The following is a 17,657-nucleotide window of genomic DNA, read 5'->3' as shown; positions in this document are numbered from 1 at the left end:
GGACAGCTCTCCGCCATCTCTCGGGTATTCTCTTCCCTGTCCAGTACCACCAGATCAGGCGCCAGGCAAGCCATTGCCTGCCAATCCACCTGCTTGGTCCCCCCCACCACAGGGATATGTCCCACCTGAGGTACAGGATGGATACAGAAACGGGAGCGGCCCACCAGGTTGACGTGACAATCGATGAGGCTTTCGGTGATGGAAGGGATAAGTGAAACGACCCTCATCTCGCCGGTTTCACATTCACGTGATCGAAGGGACAGTGGCGACAAGCGGATCCGCAACAGTTACCCCGGCTGCGATGATAGCATTCGGTGAATACCATCAATCCATCCTCCCAGTAGTAATGCCTCCCTTCCACCAATTGCTCAAGCGGCCAGGGATCAATCGCTTCGGTCTCGTTTTCTTCTCTCATCGCTTCTCAACGCCAGGGACTGGTAGTGTTCGAGGGGATACGCCGCTTATCTCCCTCACTCTTGCGTTGTTCATTCTGTTCCTTGAGCCGCTCGCCATAACTACTACCGGAACTATCGCCAGCAGCCGGTGCCGCCTGACGCGATCCGGCTTGGTTGAGCATCTGCTGTTCACCCGCACGCAAGCCGCCCGGGTAAACGTTTTGCACCTCACCGCTCTGTTGCGCATTCGGTCCGCACCGGGTATCGGAATAAACCGTCACGCCATCCTGCTCACACCGATAAGCGGCGGAATACACTACGGTTGAGAATATTGCCAACAATCCGCCGAAATAAACTCCAGCCAGCAAAAACGGATTCGTTTTCCACATTATCAACCCCCTTTCAGCCATCTGCCATAAACATGTCCCTATCTAGAAGGATAGTTCACCGTCCCAATATCTGGCGGCCTATACCGCCCTCAGCGGATCTCACAAGGGCGATGTGGGGCTACTGCTACTGGGCCGTCCAGCCCGAATCGATAGTCAGGGAAGAGCCGGTAATCGAGGAGGCCTGATCACTGGCCAAGAAAGCTACCAGGTTGGCCACCTCTTCCGGCTCGATCAGCTTCTTGATCGCCGCATTTTTCAACATCACATCAGTGATCACTTGGTCTTCAGCAATACCCCGGGTACGGGCCTGGTCGGCGATCTGATTTTCCACCAGCGGTGTCCTGACATAGGCCGGACAGATGGCATTGACCGTAATACCGAACTCGCCGCCTTCCAGGGCCGCGGTTTTGGTCAGGCCGATCACGCCGTGCTTGGCGGAGATGTAACCGGCCTTGAAGGGAGAGGCCACCATGGCATGAACCGAGGCGATGTTGATCACCCTCCCCCAACCGTTCTGCTTCATCATCGGCCAGGCATAACGCATCAGCAGGAAAGGAGCGGTGAGCATGACGCCCAGCAATTTATTCCACTGTTCAACCGGAAACTCTTCGATCGGTGAGATGTGCTGAAAACCGGCGTTGTTGACCAAAATATCGACACTGCCATGCAGGGCGGTAGCCTGGGCAATGAGCGAGCGACACTGCTCGGCGTCGGAAAGATCGGCTTGAATAAAACTGGCACCCATCTCCCCGGCGGCGGCACTGCCGGATTCCTGATTGAAATCGGCAATAACCACCTTACATCCGAGAGACGCCAATTTCTCGGCAACCGCCCGCCCGATACCACTCGCCCCGCCGGTTACCACGGCCACTTTATTCTGCATCTGATCGTTCTCCTGATAAAAAAGCCGGCACCACTGCCGATTCAGCATGGGAAAATTATAACCCAGTGGGATGACGATTTATTGATGAAAAAAACAACAAAATACGTGCGGTTCGTTTGCCTCTGAACCGTTGTCTTAAACTGGATTGATTCAATGGAGGGACGGGGAAAGCAGGGGAAAGCGGTGGGCCGGGATGCGGCCCACCTCAGATCAGGTTTCCCCTGTTACCAACACGCTTGTTCCTGAGTAGCCAATCTCCTGGTGCACGCGTCTTTTTCGCTCTTGTGGAGCCATCCGGACAACAGACCCTTGTGAGGTCTTGCCTGAGAGTCAGCCTGGGCCAAGCTTGTTCAGTGGGTGCAGTATAGCGAGCAAACGTGAGTGAGTGGGTGCAAAAACAGCAATGAAACCTTGAATTTATAGAGCTTTTATCTATAAATTTATATATATATAGTGATTTATAGCTTTATGTTTTATAATTACGCCAATCAAACTCTATTTTGCCGGGCGAACCCATGAAACTTGACCGTATCGATCGCCGTATCCTGACGGAAATGCAGCATGACGGGCGGATCAGCAACCTGGAGCTGGCGGAACGGGTAGGCCTTTCCCCCACTCCCTGCTCCCGGCGGGTCAAGCAACTGGAAGAGGCCGGCATCATCGAGAAGCATGTCACCCTGCTTAATCCGACCCAACTGAACCTGAAACTGATCGCACTGATACAGATCAGCATGGACCGACATACCCCTGACCGTTTCGAGAATTTCCAGTCCAGGGTGGCAGAATTTCCCGAAGTGATCGAATGCAGCCTGATCACCGGACAGACTGCTGACTATCTGGTGAAAGTGGTGGTACCCGACATGGATGCCTACCAGGATCTGTTATTGGGCAGAATTACACGCATCGCCGGGGTCTCAGGGGTACAATCCAGCTTCGTCATGCGCCAGATTATCAACAAGACCGAACTGCCGCTGGACTATCTGGACTAATCAATCTTTCGATACAGAATCCGAGGACAAAAATGGACCCATCCACCACGCTCAGCAAACTCGATCAATTGAAACGCATGACGGTCGTCGTGGCGGACACCGGCGAGTTTGAGCTGGTCGAACAGTACACCCCGGAAGATGCCACCACCAATCCGTCCCTCATCCTGAAGGCATCTCAACAACCGCAGTATGCCGAGCTGATGGATCAGGCCATCCAGTGGGCCCGACAGCAGGGCAATCCGGATGCGTTTATGGATGATGCCGTCGACAGGCTATCGGTCAGCTTTGGCTGCGAACTGTTGAAACTGATTCCGGGCCGGGTCTCTACCGAAGTCGATTCACGCCTCTCTTTCGATAGCGAAGCCACTGTCCGAAGAGCCCGCCGCTTGATTGAACTGTATGAGCAACAGGGCATCTCACGTGAACGCATACTGATCAAGATCGCCTCCACCTGGGAGGGTATTCGTGCCGGTGAAGTGCTGGAGGCCGAGGGCATACGTTGTAATCTCACTCTGCTATTCAGCTTTGTGCAGGCGGTCGCCTGTGCCGAGGCCGGTATCACCCTGATTTCACCCTTCGTCGGACGCATTCTAGATTGGCATAAAAAGCAGAGTGGCCGTGACAGCTATCCCGCCCATGAAGATCCGGGCGTGCTGTCAGTAAAAAAGATCTACAACTACTTCAAGAAATTCGGTTATCCCACCATTGTGATGGGCGCCAGTTTCCGCAACCTGGGCGAGATCGAAGCCCTGGCCGGCTGCGATCGACTCACCATCAGCCCGGCCCTATTGAACGAACTGGCGAGCCAGCAAACTGCCCTGCCGCAGCAGCTCTCGGCGGAGGGTGCCCGGGGTATCGATATCGAACGCCTGGAACTGGATGAACAACATTTCCGCTGGCTACTGAATGAGGACGCCATGGCTACGGAGAAACTGGCGGAAGGGATTCGCCTCTTCAGCCGCGATCTGGAAAAACTGGAACAGGCGATTATCCAACGGACAGAAGGGTGAAACCGATCTTCCCTCCCCTGTCGACCCGGTCCACCACACCCGCCGTTTATTCACCATCACGCCCCGTTATCCCGTTCAAAGCCGGAATAACGGGGTGCGTTACCCATTGAATCAAGCCAGACGCCCATCACCGCTGCGGATTCGATTGTAAACAATTGTCATTTGTTATTTCTCAGCCCCTTTTTCGGATTCAATCCAACTATCAACCGGCATATAGTAAACGGGTCAACTGAGCACGACAGGATTCCAACCGATAGTGATAACAGGGAGCAGAGAGCCATGACGAAACTGACACAGATTGAAGGTATCGGTGAAAAATACAGCGGCAAATTACAGGAAGCCGGGATTGCAACCCAGGAGGAGTTACTCGCTGCGGGCAGCACACCAAAAGGGAGAAAAGCATTGGCCGATCAATCCACTATCAGCGAAAAGCTGATTTTGGGCTGGGTCAATCGTGCGGATCTGGCACGGGTAAAGGGTATTGGAGAAGAGTATGCCGATCTACTGGAACTATCCGGGGTCGACACCGTCCCCGAATTGGCCCAGCGCAATGCTGCCAACCTTCAGCAAAAAATGCAGGAAGTGGCAGAAACACGTGGCAATGTCGTACGTCGCGTGCCGTCTCAATCCGAGGTGGAAAAATGGGTAGCCCAGGCAAAAGAGCTGCCGCGGGTGATCAGCTATTGAACGGTTCAATCTGAACTTGGGCCGGGATCGTCTGCTATCCCGGCCCACACCACCAATTCGTCACGCCGATTCCACGCCATCCAGCCCATCTATCCAGCGATGGTCAAATAACCCGGCCGGACTTGTCCACGGGCCGGTTGCCGGGTATGGTGTGCCCTGCCTGAGAACCGGATACCCTCATCGGTTGGTCACGCATGTTAAATTTTCGTCAAACCTTTCCGAAACGAGCATCCCCACCATGAGTACAGAACAGGCGTTACTTGAGCGCAGCCGCTCCAAATGCGAACTCTGCAGTGCCACCGACAATCTCCAGATCTATGCCGTCCCGCCCACTTCGGATGGCAGCGCCGATCAATCCGTGCTGCTCTGTGACACCTGCCGTGAACAGATAGAAGAACCGGCAAAGAGCGACCCCAACCACTGGCGCTGCCTCAATGACAGCATGTGGAGTCAAGTTCCGGCGGTTCAGGTGATGGCTTGGCGCATGCTCAAGCGACTGAGCAGCGAGGGTTGGCCACAAGACCTGCTGGATATGCTCTATCTGGATGAACAGACCCAAGCCTGGGCGGAAGCCGGTGACGAAGGCGGTGAAGGTGAGGCATCGGTGGTGCATCTGGATTGTAACGGCGCGCAACTCGAAGCGGGCGATACCGTCACCCTGACCAAGGATCTGAACGTCAAAGGCGCCAACTTTACCGCCAAGCGCGGTACCGCCGTACGTGGCATCTTCCTGGTGGCGGACAACCCGGGACAAATCGAAGGCCGGGTTAATGGCCAGCAAATCGTCATCCTGACCCAGTTTGTCAAAAAGTCAGGCTAACCTCCGCTTCACAGACCCCATAAATACTATCGCGGCAGGCCCCTGGGCCTGCCCAGGTCCGATGCAGGCTTTCCGCGGGTGCCCACGCGGCGCTTAACCTCAGCCGGTATTCTGCATACCGGCCGATATGCCCGCCATCGTCACCATCAGCGCCTGCTCCAGGCGCTGATTGGGCGCATTGCGATCGCGGTGAAGCAGTTCAGCCTGCAGAAAGTGCAGCGGATCGATGTAGGGATTACGCACATTGATCGAACGGCGGATCAGCGGGAAGTCCGCCAACAGTTTTTTCGTCTGTTTGATCTGCAACACCATGTCGAAAGTCCCCTGCAGGCGCTCCCGCAGGCTATCCCCAAGCGGTTGTAAATCTTCGGGCACCAAGCGGGAGGCATAGTATTCGGCAATCACCGGGTCACTCTTGGACAGGACCATCTCCAGCATATCCACATAGCTGGTAAAAAAGGGCCAGGCCGCATACATCTCATGCAGCCGGGTCAACTGACCGGATGCGATCGCCTGGCCAAGCGCGCTGTCCGACCCCAGCCAGGCCGGCAGCATCAGACGAATCTGGGTCCAGGCAAATACCCAGGGGATGGCGCGCAAACTCTCGACCCCGCCATCGGCGCGCCGTTTCGCCGGGCGCGAGCCCAACGGCAATTTCCCCAGCTCATGCTCCGGTGTGGAGGCGCGGAAGAACGGCACAAATCGCGGATCGTCCCGCACGACGGAGCGATACTCGCGGAAACCGGTCTGGGCGAGTTGCTCCATCATCGCCCGCCACTCCGGCTTGGGTGCGGGAGACGGACGCAGTGTGGCGGCCAGCACGGCACCGGTGTAGCGTTCCAGATTGCGTTCGGCGATCTCCGGGATACCGAATTTAAAGCGAATCACTTCACCCTGTTCGGTCACCCGCAAGGTATGGTCTACCGAACCGGGCGGCTGGGCCAGGATCGCCCGGTGGGTCGGCCCACCGCCGCGACCGACGGTGCCGCCGCGACCGTGAAACAGCGTCAGGTGCACGCCCCGGGCGCGGCAGGTGGCGGTCAGCGCCTCCTGGGTTTGATACTGTCCCCATACAGCGGCCAACTGGCCGGCATCCTTGGATGAGTCGGAATAGCCGATCATCACCTCTTGGTGTCCCTGTGTATAGTCCCGATACCAGTCGATATCCAGCAACTGGTCAATACAGTGGTGGGCACTCTGCAGGTCCGCCAGGGTCTCGAACAGCGGCACCACCCGCATGTCATGCGCCACCCCCATCTCCTTCAGCAATAAAATGACCGACAGGACATCCGAAGGCTGGCTCGCCATGGAGATGACATAGGAGCCGAGCGAAGCGGGATCGGCCTGGGCGATCACCCGGCAGGTATCCAGTACTTCACGAATCTCCTCATCCGGTGCCCACTGGGGCGGGATCAGCGGCCGCTTGCTGCGCAACTCCTGCAACAGAAAACGCTGCTTGTCCGCCTCGTCCCACTCCAGGTAGTGGCCAAGCTCGTAAAACCGGGTCAGGGCATCGAATACCGCCGCATGCCGGTCGGCATTCTGGCGAATATCCAGCTTCACCAGGGTGACGCCAAAACAGGCGATACGCCGAATGATATCTTCCAACAGGCCGCCGGCGATGATCTGCATGCCGTGGTCGATGAGTGAGCGGTGACAAAGCATCAACGGTTCCAGCAGCTCGTCGACGGAGAGCAAGGCCCGAGTATCGATCGGGCGACCGGATAACCCCTGCTGGATCAGCTCTTTGGTCTGATCCAGACGACGGCGCAGACTGGCCAAAAGATGCCGATAGGGCTCCGCCACATCGCCGACCCGGGCACGCAATTCGGCATTACACTGGTACATGGAGAGTTCGGAACGCAATTCGTCCAGGTCCCGGTCATACAGATCGGCCGCCATCCAGCGCGACAGCGACAACACTTCCTGGGTGATTGCCGCCGTCACATAGGGGTTACCGTCCCGGTCCCCACCCATCCAGGAGGAGAAACGCACCGGTGAACAATCCAGGGGCAGCGGCTGTTCCAGCACCGCCTGCATCGACTCATCCAGTTTGCGCAGATAGTTGGGAACCGCCTGCCACAGCGACCCTTCGATCACAGCGAAACCCCACTTCGCCTCATCGATCGGCGTGGGCCGCTGCTGACGTATCTCATTGGTATGCCAGATCTGGCTGATCAACTCGTTCAGACGGCGCTGGCGGTATTCGCCCAACTCCAGCTTGCGCAGGCAGTCGGTGATGGCATTGTACTTTTTGATCAGGGTGCGGCGATTTACCTCGGTCGGGTGGGCAGTGAGTACCAGATCCACCTCCATCCGGCCGATGGCCTGGAGAATCTGCGCCTTGTCCACGCCATCATCCTGCAACTGCTTGATCTGCTGGGCAAAAGAGTCTTCCGCATCCAGTTCACACACATCCTGATGCAGCCGCACCCGGTGAAACTCTTCGGCGATATTGGCCAGATTGAGGAATTGGGTAAAGGCGCGCGCCACCGGCAACACCTCGTCTTCGCTCAAGCCCGACAGCTCTTGCAACAGTGCTTCGTGATTGGAGCGGGCATTCAACCGGCCGGCTTTGGCCAGGTGGCGGATGCGTTCGATTTTGTCCAGAAAAGCCGACCCGAGATGGTTTTCAATAGTCTGTCCCAGGCTTTCGCCCAGCATGCGCACATCGTCGCGTAAGGATTCATCCAGATCAGTCATAGGTTCGTACTCCAACATAGCATCAGTGGCGCCGGTGGCCCTGATCACGACACGGCAACGGGGTGAAATCAGGTCGTCGCCGCGAATCGCAGCAAAAATGGGGAGAGGTAGCGGGTACTCTCTTCACTGTAAACGCGCGGCGCATTATAGATGACCAGCCGGCGGGAGACGAACATTTCACGGCGACGGCGAAAACTGAGAGCCGTCACCTTGGCCTGGCTTTCACGGTAGCCGGCATAGTCGGCGCGCCCAACCGCGAACAGGCCGGCCGCTTCGGCCAACGCCGTTACCGGGGCCACGGCATGCCGCGGAATGAGCAGATAAAAGCAACCCGACTCGCTCAACAGGCGGGCGGCTATCCCCACCAACTCCGCATGCGGCAGTCGGTCGCTATGTCGGGCCAGGTTGCGCAGCGTTTCCCGGCTTTTACTGTGCTGCTGAAAAAAAGGCGGATTGCTGATCACCAGGTCATAGCGCCGTTGGCAATCGGCGGCGAAATCCTGGATCGACTGATGCACCCATTCCAGATGGTCACACCAGGGCGAAGCGGCAAAATTGAGCGCCGCATCGCGGCACGCCGACTCCGTCAACTCCACGGCCGTGACCTGAGCGGCGCCCAACTGCATCAGCATCAGTGACAACAAGCCGCCTCCGGCGCCGATATCCAGCACTTGCTCACCACCGGCCACCGGCGCCATCGCCCCAAACAGGGTGGCATCAGTGCACACCTTCATGGCCGATTCACCCTGTTGAACGGTGAACTGCTGAAACCGAAACGTCGACACCTGGTCTCAACCCGGCGGGGTAACCGGCAACAGGCGGCCTTCAGGTAACGCCAGGTCATAGGCCTTGCCGAACCCCACCACGTAGCGTCCGGAGTCGGGTATCAGGACAAACAGATGGAAGTCCGGCAGGGAGCGCAGCAGTGCCACGGTATCGCCAAAACGCTGTGTCATTCGAGATAGCATCTCTTCATGCCTGGGATCGTCCGATGGAACCTCTAACACCTGGCATGACAGGACCAGCCGTTCCCGGGCAAACGGGTTACGGGTTTCGTTTTCGTCGCGAATAAACAGCACCGCGGCGCGCCCCTGCCGCTGCAGGTTTTTGGTATGCCCCGCCAATTCGCTGACAAAGATATAGAATTGGCCCGACGCATCCCGCACAAAGGGGGCATAACTGATTTCCGGCTGGCCGTCGGCCGCGACGGTGGAAAGCAGCAGGGTCTGATAGGCCTCTATCAGCGCCTGGCAGTCCGCCTCCGCCTGCTTGAGTTCGGAAGGATCCGGTGTCGTCGTCATCGTTCGTCTGCTAAAGGAGTACACAGCGTGCATGCTGACACGACAGCACGACAAGATAAACCCCAGGCCGGCAATCAGTGGATGCGCGGCGTGGGGTCGGAGAGGATCAGCTCCGGATGGGAGAAAGGCGCCAGACGTTCGATAAAGTCCACCAACTCCAGTACCGGCGAGCCGCGGAAAAAACGGACCATGGGACGATCCATCCAGAGCCGGTCGGAGTAGAGGTAGACGTTATGAGGGGTATCGCCGGCACCATCCTGGTCCCGATCGAACCCCTCATAGGTATCCCAGATATTGTCGCGCCAATCGTTACCCCGCGCACTGGTGGCGGCACTGACCGCCACCGGGATGATATTGCCGGTAAAGCGGTTGCCGTGAATGATATGCCCCCCCTTCTCACCGTGGAAATACATCGCCACATCGTTGTAGGCAAAATGGTTGTCGTTGAGGTAGATGATATTTTCCGGAAAGGCGGGCGAATTGGCGGTGATTCCGATAGCACAGCGGACGATATCGTTGGACTCGACCCGCACCTGGGAGCTGGCCTTTACCGCCAGCGCCGAACTGGTGGCGTCGGGCATGTTCAACAGTTTGTTGTGGCTGATCGTCACCCGATTGGAGTAGAGCACCACGATGCCGGAGGTATTGCCCACCAGCCGGTTTTGCTTCACTTCATTATCAGGTGAAAAGATGAATTCCATACCGATACGGCTGTTCTCGATTACGTTTCCGATGAAGCGGTTGTCCGACGAGTTGGTGAACAATACGTCCCTTACCTGGCTGATCCGGTTACCCTCCAGCAGATTGTCCATGCTGTACCAGAGACGTATACCCTCGCCCCGCAGGCTCGGCTCACCCGCGCGCGAACGGATGCGGTTATTGCGCACCACATTGCCGTTGGCTTGACGCAGATGAATACCGAACAACACATCATCGATTTGATTGTCTTCGATCACCCCGTCATCCGCCGCCAATAACAGGCCGGCATCGACTTGATCGTGGGAATCGCCTGAGTGGGTCAGGTGCAGACCGCGTAGCGTGACGCCGTCCGCTTCGACCGAGATGACGGTACCGCTGCCTTCCCCGTCCACCGTCACTTCACCCTTGCCATCAATGGTAATCGGGCGCCTGATCACCACCGGACCGGCATAACTTCCAGCCGGGAGGGTCAGCACGCCTCCTGGCGGTGTAATGTCGACAAACAGCTGCATCGGTGGCAAGGCGTATACCACAGAGGAAACCAGACACCCCGCCCACAGCCAGATCATCACTCCTAACCGCTTCATGACAGATCAGCCACACTTCCAAATGAGTCGAATTCACAGCACAGGTACCGCCGGTCGTTAGAGACCGGCGGTACCTTAATTCTGACACAGAGTAAGGTTATTGGGTGACGACTTCCTTAAGAAAAATCAATTCAGCACCTTCGGCCAGCGGGCATCGGCCTTGGTAACATTACCCGGAATATCTTCTCGCCAATCCTGCTGAACACCCAGGCTGTAATTTAGATAGAGCTTCCCATCGTGCAGGGTCCAGGCCTGGGGATCGGTAGAGGCGGTATAACCCTTGGATACCGCCCAGGCACAGTAGCCGCCATACTGGGGCGCGTATTTTTCCGGCTCTTGCTGGAATCTGTTCTGGTGCTCAGCCGAAGCAAAATACCAATCGGCGCCGCGGTAACGGAGATGGAATGCCTCCTTTCCCTTGACTGGTCTCCTCTCGGTGAAATAGGCCACCGGATCGTAGCCCCTGATGGCACCCTCTCCGGTGCTGAAAAATTCTGCCTTACCCGCCCAGGCACTCGGACCACTCGCCCACAGACTGAGTAGCAACAGACTCCATTTCATCATTTCACCCTCCTTCATTCACACCACGTTTGGCTATACCGGCGTCGCCATGTTGACAGGAAATCATCACAGCCAGGTCACGTAATCGTTACAGATCCGAAAACCTTTCCCGGCCTCAGCCGGAAAAAAAACGTCAGGGAAATTATACTTGATCATGTTGGCACCTTTTTCCTGCACAGCGAAGGAGAAGATCATGACGGCATTCAATGTGGTTCGGTTCAAGGTCAAGGCGGGAATGGAAGAGCAATTTCTCGACGCACACCGTCAGTTTCAGCCCCACTTCAGCGGCTTCAGAAAAGGGTACGTCATCCAGACCGGCGATCACGCTTACTGCTTTATCGGTGAATGGGATTCGGCCGCCCATTCGCTGGCGGCGGAGAAGGAGATGGTGACGTTGCTCGACCAATTCAGAGACACCCTGGAAGATCAGGGGCCGGGGGTGGGCATAACCGACCCGGTTGTGGGAGATGTACTGATCAGCTATCGCGACTAGCCCCTCTCTATCCCAAATGGGACAGATAGACCACTATTCACGCCGTTACTATACTTAAGAGTATATCCAGCGTTTAGAGCGGAGAGGTGAAGCCATGTTTGTTGAAAATCTATTGGCGGAAAAAGATGGCCAGATCTGGTCCATCACACCGGATGCCACGGTATATGAAGCACTGGTACTGATGGACCAGAAAAATATCGGTGCACTGCTGGTCATGCAGGGAGATAGGCTGATCGGGGTTCTTTCGGAGCGTGACTACGCCCGTAAAATCATCATCCGGGGCAAATCGTCCAAAGAGACCCTGGTCAAAGAGGTGATGACCACCGAAGTCTGTTATGTGGATAAAAAGAAGCGCATGGACGAGTGCCTGGCCATCATGTCCGACAAGCGGATTCGCCACCTGCCGGTGATAGAAAACAACCGGCTTATCGGCCTGATCAGCATCGGCGATGTGGTGAAGAGCATCATCAGTGAGCAGGAGATCGTCATCGATGACCTGTACAACTATATCAACGGGGTCTACTACTCACCGCACTGATCGTCGGCGCCATAGACAGGAAAAATCACCCGGAATGCCGCACCGGGTTGTTGGTTGATCACGTCTACCCGTCCCCCCATGGCCGTGACCAGCTGACTCACCAGGGCCAAGCCGATACCGGTACCGATGGTTTCACGGGTCAATTCATTTTCAGAACGGTAGAACAGGCGGAATATCTTCTTCATCTGGTCCCGGGGAACCCCGGGACCATAATCCCTGACCGTGAATACCAGTTGCCGATCCCGTTCCACCGCGGCGGAGATATCGATCCGTTTGGTCGGGGATTGAGCGGAAAATTTCAGCGCGTTATCCACCAGATTGATCATGATCTGGTTGAAACTGTCGTCATCCAGCTTGACGTGGGCCGTTGCCGCTTGCTGATCGGCATGCAGGTTGAGTTCAAAACCGGCCCGCTCAACCTGAGCGGCAATTTTCGAACGCATATTATCCAGCAGACTCGCCACGGCAACCGGCCGACACGCCAACTCCAATCCGTTGCGGGTCATGCGCGCCAATTGCAACACGTTATTGATCAAGCGCGTTAAGCGCTCGCTCTCGTCATGGATATAGTCATAGTAGCTGCGTTTTTTCTCTTCGCTGGCCCAACCTTCGCGCAGCATCTCTCCGTACATGCGGATTGAGGTCAGCGGTGTCTTCAGCTCGTGGCTGATGGCGGAGACAAAATCCTGCTGCTGTCGGGCCAGTTCGATCTGCCGCATCCCCAGCCTATATAACAGATAGAACCCACCGCAAAGCACCAACAACAATATCGCCGTCACCCACAGCAGCAGGCGGCCGCCAGGGCCGGCCGGTAACTGCCTGATGCTGTAGATCAACTCCATATCGCTGAACGGCGCGGCGAGACGGTTGCGGTAAAGCAGCGCCCCGGACAGCTCCTCGGCGCGACTGTAGTAGCTCTGGGCATCTTTGCCGCTAAAGGTACTGAACAGCTCTCCCCGATAGGCAAGCGTCAATTCACTCATCGCCGGCAGGGTGGTCTCCTTGAAGCGTTCCGCAATGCTGGCCTGGAGAAAGGGCTGCTGTTCAATCAGCAAGCCCTGGATAAAGCGATGCCCCTCGCGCCAGACCTTGCGGAACAACACCAGATGACCGCTGTCCAGCAAACTGAACTCGAACGGATCCAGCTCGCTCTCAAAAGTGTGTATGCGTAGCCCATCCTGGCGGGGTGGTTTCGCCGGCGCCAACAGCTCCTCCGCCGTGATCGGGGCTGGTGCCGACGGCCATGTCTCCTCTTTCTTGAGACGGCGCGCTTTCGACTCCTGCACGGTCTGTTCCTCGACCAGTTGGGATTCGAGACGACGATCCAGTTTCAGATCCTCCACCCGTCCCAGTTTTCTGGATCCGGAGAACGTTTGTTTGGATTGACCTTTTGTGGATAGCGGTGCCCGATTCAATCGATCGAAAGCTGCCTGAGGGCGGTCGATACTGTCCGCCAGCTCCCTATCCGCTTCCCGTAGCATTTTCCCCGGTTCAGAAAAAGCGATCGCCGGCTGCCCTGACGCGGCGTCAACCGACGAGGCTTGCCGTTCCAATTCGCCCGGTTTTGGCAGGCGTCCGCTTGCGGCACTCTGTACCAGACTGTTTTCACTGAGGATCTGCTGTAGACGACTGTGCAGCGTCAACCGCTGGTCCAGTTCATCGCCGACGATACCGAAATCGCTTGCCTGTTCGACGCGCACCGGCAGCAGCGGCGTGCTGAAGCGACCCGCTTCATCCACTTGAAAGTAGCCAATCACCCCCGGCACAGTGTCATTAACCGGATAAGCCGACAAAGGAGACCGTTGCGGTGGGCGAACAGCGGCACCAGACGCCCCTACCAGAAAGGCGTAATCACCAAAACGGCGCTGCTCTTCCGTAGCGACCAGGCGCATGAGCCGGTCATTGATACGGCCACTCAGCGCTTCCGCCTGCAATCGATACTGATGAAATGCCTCCCACTTCAATTGACTATAGGATTGCTGGATCAACACCCCGGACGGGATCAGCAGGGCGAGAAAAAATAGCAACAACCAGCGCCGCAGTTGCGCCGGATCAAGACCGGTGAGTCGATTGCCACGTCTCATATCAATCGACCAACAACCGGTAACCGGCGCCGCGCACCGTCACCAGAAAACGGGGCTGGCTGGCATCCGGTTCGATCTTGCGGCGCAACTTGGCGATATGGATATCCACGGTACGGGTCTCCAGATCCAGGTTTTTGGCATACCCCCAAACCCGGGTCAACAACTCATCGCGCGATACCGGCCGGTCGGCGTTGGCGTGCAGATACTGCAGCAGCTCCATCTCACGGCGGGTAAAAGTGTGTTCGGATTCGCCACAACGCCCACAGAGATTCTGGCAATCCAATTCAACCTGATCACCGAGACGGATTTGGTTTTGCAGTTCCGTAGCGATACGTGAACGCCGCAACACCGCCTGCACCCGCAACACCAGTTGGGCGACGGAAAAGGGTTTGGCCACATAATCATCCGCCCCCAGCGACAACCCCTGTATCACATCCTCGTCACCGCTCTTGGCGGTTAACAGAATGATCGGCTGTTCCCGATCCCGGTCGCGTATCCGGGCGCAGATATCGAAGCCGTTAATACCGGGCAACATCACATCCAACAGAATCAGATCGTAGTGGCCACTTAATGCCTGCTGCAGCCCATCCCGGCCGTCGCCTGTCGCCGCCACCTCATAGCCGTGAAACACGAACAGATCTACCAGCCCGGTGCGGATAGCCACCTCGTCTTCAACGATCAATAAACGAATCTTGCGTGACATGCCTTATCCGACTCTCCAGAGGTAACAAACAGCGCTTAAAAGACTACCAGCTTCGGCTCCCAGCGACATGTAAAACTTTTGTAAACGGACGTGTGACGATTTTACAAAACCGCGCCTACATCCGCTTGACCGATAAACCTAGACTGATCTCACCCAATCACAACACCCCTTTTTACGGAGGTTATTCATGGCACTGATCAACCGGATAGCAAGACTCTTTCGTGCCGATATGCACGCGGTGCTCGACCGTATGGAAGAGCCGGACCTATTGCTGAAACAGGCCATCCGGGAAATGGAGGCGGCGTTTGCCGGGGATGAACAGCGTCACCGGCTGCTACAGCATGAACGGATGCGACTAACCGCCCAACTGGATGATGGACAGCACAAACTGTCGGAAATGGAAGAACAACTGGATATCTGTTTCCAGTCGAACAATGAAGCGCTGGCAAAACAGCTGATCCGAAAAAAGCTGACCCTGGCCCGGCATATACAGCAACAGGAGAGTCGCGCAAAGAGCGTGCAGCAGCAACTCACCGATCTGTCCCAACGGTTGGCGGAAAACCGCACCCAACTGGAGAGCATGCGGCAAAAGGTCGAACTGCTGGAGAACACCGCGGACGACCACTGTGAACATACATTGGCCGAGCCACCCGGCAACCCCGTCGAAGAGGCGGATGTCGAGGTGGCCTTCCTACGTGAAAAACAGAAAAGGAGCCTATCATGAAACGTCCCCGTTTTTTCGAGGGGGTGGGCATCGCCCTGGCCGCCAGCTTGACCGGTGCGATCCTGTTCAGCGCCCTGTCACCTGTACTGGACAGCCGACTCCTGTTGAAATGGCTGATTGCCGGTCTGGGCCTCGCCTACAGCCTGTACCTGATCAGACGCAGCCGGCAACGGATCGGCCGGCTGGTCAGCATCGCCGGCTGGCTCCTCTGTGCCGCGGCTATCTGGCTGCTCAATCCGTCCTTGCCGCTCTATCTGCTGCTACATATCACGCTTATCTGGCTGATACGTTCACTCTATTTCTACAACAGCCTGTTTTCGGCACTGGCTGATCTGGGGCTCAGCGGACTGGGTCTGGCAACCGCCTGCTGGGCCGCCATCGCAACCGGCAGCCTGCTGCTCAGTATCTGGTGTTTCTTTCTGCTGCAAGCCCTGTTCAGCGCCATTCCGGCGGACTGGAAGCGACGCCACCGTTCAAACCCCTCACCGGACGCCGCAGCCGACCGCTTTTACCAGGCGGAACAAATCGCCGAGGCGGCCCTGCGCCGACTCACCGCCACCCATTGATATCCCAGGAGAGCCATTATGAAATCAAAAATCATCGCCCTGTCGTTATTCGCCGCCACCGCGGGTGCCATCGCCCTCTACCCGGCCTACCAAAGTATCGGTGCGGTAACACCTCTCACACTTCAACCGCTTCCTCCACCGAACGCAACGCCTCTCGCCGAACCGCCGCCGCGTATCGAAGTGGTGTTTGCCCTCGACACCACCGGCAGCATGGGTGGCATGATTGAGGCGGCCAAGGAGAAGATCTGGTCTATCGCCAGCTCCATGGCCTCGGCTCAATCGGCGCCGGAAATCCGTATGGGCCTGGTGGCTTACCGCGACCGGGGAGACAGTTATGTTACGCAGGTGTTGGATCTGTCAGGCGATCTGGACAGCATGTATGCGGCACTGATGGAGTTCCAGGCGGCGGGCGGCGGTGACGGTCCCGAGAGTGTCAATCAAGCCCTCGACGACGCCGTCAACCGGATCTCCTGGGGGCAAGACAAAGAGAGCTACAAAGTGGTGTTTCTGGTAGGTGACGCCCCCCCGCATATGGATTACTCGGATGACATTAAATACCCGCAGATCATAAAGATGGCGAAACAGCGCGGTATCGTCATCAACACCATTCAGTGCGGCAGCGACCGCACCACCCGTCAAAACTGGAACCAGATCGCCCAGCTGGGTAGCGGCAGTTATTTCCAGGTTGAGCAGAACGGCAGCGCCGTGGCTATCTCCACCCCATTCGATGAAAAGATTGCCACACTCTCGGAAAAGCTGGACGAGACGCGGCTCTACTACGGTAGTGAAGAGGATAAACGCGCGCAGAAAAAGCGACTCGCCGCCGCCGAGAAACTGCATGACGATGCCTCCGTCGAATCCCGCGCGCGGCGCGCCACCTTCAATGCCACCAAGAGTGGTAAAGCGAACTTTCTCGGCAAGGGAGAGCTGGTGGATGACGTAGCCAGTGGCCGCATCGATATCGCCAAAATCAAACCCGAACAGCTGCCGGCGCCGATGCAGGCCATGGCACCCGCCGAGCAGCAGGCGTTGATCGAGGAGAAGGCCGCGTCACGCAAAGTGCTGGAGCAGGAAATCGACGAACTGGCCCGGCAACGCGCCGATTTCATCAAGCAAAAGGTCGAGGAGAGCGGCGCCGCGTCCGACTCGCTGGATTACAAGATTTTCAGTGCCATCAAAGAGCAGGCAGAAACCAAGGGCCTGCACTATGAAACCGACGCCCCTGATTACTGATTAACCCGGCTCCCCTTCGTGCGATACATCGCCGTTGGGGGGCCTTCACTCATCACGCCATCTTGGCAACAGATGAGTAGCGCCCCACAACAGTTACGCCGCATGACTGACCGGGCACTCTAAACTACTGGTCGATTACACCGCATCGGCCATGACACCGGCATAACATTTCGGTGTGACGGAGAGCAGCCATCGTGAATCAGCGACTCAGCGGCATATTTTTGTTCTTTTCCTTCAGCCACAACGGCTTGGAACAATTCCAGGTCGCACACTACCGCCGATTTATCCAATC

Annotated in this window: 20 protein-coding genes; 9 read left to right on the top strand and 11 right to left on the bottom strand. The window is 57.0% G+C overall.

From position 1 onward, the window contains the following. From ACQY5R_RS16595 to ACQY5R_RS16580, 4 genes are all read right to left on the bottom strand, one after another. On the bottom strand, positions 1-227 hold a 227-nt coding region (locus ACQY5R_RS16595; protein WP_428610259.1), incomplete at its 3' end, for a helical backbone metal receptor. Then, positions 224-415 carry a DUF5522 domain-containing protein gene (locus tag ACQY5R_RS16590; protein ID WP_275096609.1) on the bottom strand — a complete coding sequence of 64 codons (192 nt, stop codon included), beginning with the start codon at positions 413-415 and terminating at the stop codon, positions 224-226. The genes ACQY5R_RS16590 and ACQY5R_RS16595, both read right to left, overlap by 4 nt. Before the next feature lie 6 nt (positions 416-421). After that, positions 422-784: a hypothetical protein gene (locus tag ACQY5R_RS16585; RefSeq protein WP_428610257.1), complete on the bottom strand. Its 363-nt coding sequence runs from the start codon at positions 782-784 to the stop codon at positions 422-424. 124 nt (positions 785-908) lie between these two features. Next, positions 909-1,667, bottom strand: a complete 759-nt coding sequence (locus ACQY5R_RS16580) for a 3-hydroxybutyrate dehydrogenase (protein ID WP_428610256.1) — start codon at positions 1,665-1,667, stop codon at positions 909-911. Positions 1,668-2,182: 515 nt separating this feature from the next. Between ACQY5R_RS16580 and ACQY5R_RS16575 the strand changes: the two genes are divergently transcribed. From ACQY5R_RS16575 to ACQY5R_RS16560, 4 genes are all read left to right on the top strand, one after another. Continuing rightward, positions 2,183-2,656, top strand: coding sequence for an Lrp/AsnC family transcriptional regulator (locus ACQY5R_RS16575; RefSeq protein WP_428610255.1), 474 nt, complete (start codon positions 2,183-2,185; stop codon positions 2,654-2,656). A gap of 32 nt (positions 2,657-2,688) precedes the next feature. Further along, the gene (tal, locus tag ACQY5R_RS16570) at positions 2,689-3,666 is read left to right on the top strand and encodes a transaldolase (protein ID WP_428610254.1); all 978 of its coding nucleotides are present in this window, start codon (positions 2,689-2,691) and stop codon (positions 3,664-3,666) included. A gap of 279 nt (positions 3,667-3,945) precedes the next feature. Next, positions 3,946-4,353: a DUF4332 domain-containing protein gene (locus ACQY5R_RS16565; RefSeq protein ID WP_428610253.1), complete on the top strand. Its 408-nt coding sequence runs from the start codon at positions 3,946-3,948 to the stop codon at positions 4,351-4,353. 238 nt (positions 4,354-4,591) lie between these two features. Beyond that, positions 4,592-5,173, top strand: coding sequence for a PhnA domain-containing protein (locus tag ACQY5R_RS16560; RefSeq protein ID WP_428610251.1), 582 nt, complete (start codon positions 4,592-4,594; stop codon positions 5,171-5,173). Positions 5,174-5,272: 99 nt separating this feature from the next. Here the strand turns inward: ACQY5R_RS16560 and ppc are convergent, their stop codons facing one another. The 5 genes from ppc to ACQY5R_RS16535 form a co-directional block, all read right to left on the bottom strand. Beyond that, a complete protein-coding gene (gene ppc / locus ACQY5R_RS16555; RefSeq protein ID WP_428610249.1) occupies positions 5,273-7,876 on the bottom strand; it encodes a phosphoenolpyruvate carboxylase in 2,604 nt (867 codons plus the stop codon). 68 nt (positions 7,877-7,944) lie between these two features. Beyond that, the gene (locus ACQY5R_RS16550) at positions 7,945-8,661 is read right to left on the bottom strand and encodes a tRNA1(Val) (adenine(37)-N6)-methyltransferase (protein WP_428610248.1); all 717 of its coding nucleotides are present in this window, start codon (positions 8,659-8,661) and stop codon (positions 7,945-7,947) included. 6 nt (positions 8,662-8,667) lie between these two features. Further along, complete coding sequence (locus ACQY5R_RS16545; RefSeq protein ID WP_428610246.1) at positions 8,668-9,177, bottom strand: HugZ family protein; 510 nt, start codon at positions 9,175-9,177, stop codon at positions 8,668-8,670. A gap of 74 nt (positions 9,178-9,251) precedes the next feature. After that, positions 9,252-10,463, bottom strand: coding sequence for a nitrous oxide reductase family maturation protein NosD (gene nosD, locus ACQY5R_RS16540; RefSeq protein ID WP_428610244.1), 1,212 nt, complete (start codon positions 10,461-10,463; stop codon positions 9,252-9,254). 126 nt (positions 10,464-10,589) lie between these two features. Then, the gene (locus tag ACQY5R_RS16535; protein WP_428610243.1) at positions 10,590-11,042 is read right to left on the bottom strand and encodes a YHS domain-containing (seleno)protein; all 453 of its coding nucleotides are present in this window, start codon (positions 11,040-11,042) and stop codon (positions 10,590-10,592) included. 175 nt (positions 11,043-11,217) lie between these two features. Between ACQY5R_RS16535 and ACQY5R_RS16530 the strand changes: the two genes are divergently transcribed. Beyond that, complete coding sequence (locus tag ACQY5R_RS16530) at positions 11,218-11,517, top strand: hypothetical protein (protein ID WP_428610242.1); 300 nt, start codon at positions 11,218-11,220, stop codon at positions 11,515-11,517. Between the two features lie 94 nt (positions 11,518-11,611). Then, a complete protein-coding gene (locus tag ACQY5R_RS16525; RefSeq protein ID WP_428610240.1) occupies positions 11,612-12,055 on the top strand; it encodes a CBS domain-containing protein in 444 nt (147 codons plus the stop codon). Here the strand turns inward: ACQY5R_RS16525 and ACQY5R_RS16520 are convergent. Both ACQY5R_RS16520 and ACQY5R_RS16515 read right to left on the bottom strand, forming a co-directional pair. Then, the gene (locus ACQY5R_RS16520) at positions 12,040-14,139 is read right to left on the bottom strand and encodes a sensor histidine kinase (RefSeq protein ID WP_428610238.1); all 2,100 of its coding nucleotides are present in this window, start codon (positions 14,137-14,139) and stop codon (positions 12,040-12,042) included. The genes ACQY5R_RS16525 and ACQY5R_RS16520 overlap by 16 nt on opposite strands. A 1-nt stretch (position 14,140) precedes the next feature. After that, positions 14,141-14,842, bottom strand: coding sequence for a response regulator transcription factor (locus ACQY5R_RS16515; RefSeq protein ID WP_428610236.1), 702 nt, complete (start codon positions 14,840-14,842; stop codon positions 14,141-14,143). Between the two features lie 187 nt (positions 14,843-15,029). On the opposite strand from ACQY5R_RS16515, the gene ACQY5R_RS16510 reads away from it, so the two are divergent. Genes ACQY5R_RS16510 through ACQY5R_RS16500 form a run of 3 tightly spaced genes read left to right on the top strand, consistent with a single transcriptional unit; the run spans position 15,030 to position 17,365 of the window. Then, positions 15,030-15,566 carry a PspA/IM30 family protein gene (locus tag ACQY5R_RS16510; protein ID WP_428610235.1) on the top strand — a complete coding sequence of 179 codons (537 nt, stop codon included), beginning with the start codon at positions 15,030-15,032 and terminating at the stop codon, positions 15,564-15,566. Continuing rightward, positions 15,563-16,132 carry a hypothetical protein gene (locus ACQY5R_RS16505; protein ID WP_428610233.1) on the top strand — a complete coding sequence of 190 codons (570 nt, stop codon included), beginning with the start codon at positions 15,563-15,565 and terminating at the stop codon, positions 16,130-16,132. The genes ACQY5R_RS16510 and ACQY5R_RS16505 overlap by 4 nt, the downstream gene beginning before the upstream one ends. A gap of 18 nt (positions 16,133-16,150) precedes the next feature. After that, a complete protein-coding gene (locus tag ACQY5R_RS16500) occupies positions 16,151-17,365 on the top strand; it encodes a vWA domain-containing protein (protein ID WP_428610231.1) in 1,215 nt (404 codons plus the stop codon). Positions 17,366-17,657 lie beyond the last annotated feature (292 nt).

The sequence above is a fragment of the Sedimenticola sp. genome (assembly GCF_050289425.1).
In the GTDB taxonomy this organism is placed as follows: Bacteria; Pseudomonadota; Gammaproteobacteria; order Chromatiales; family Chromatiaceae; genus Sedimenticola.
Note: the sequence above shows the minus strand (reverse complement) of the source record. Positions and strands in the feature narration are given on the sequence as shown.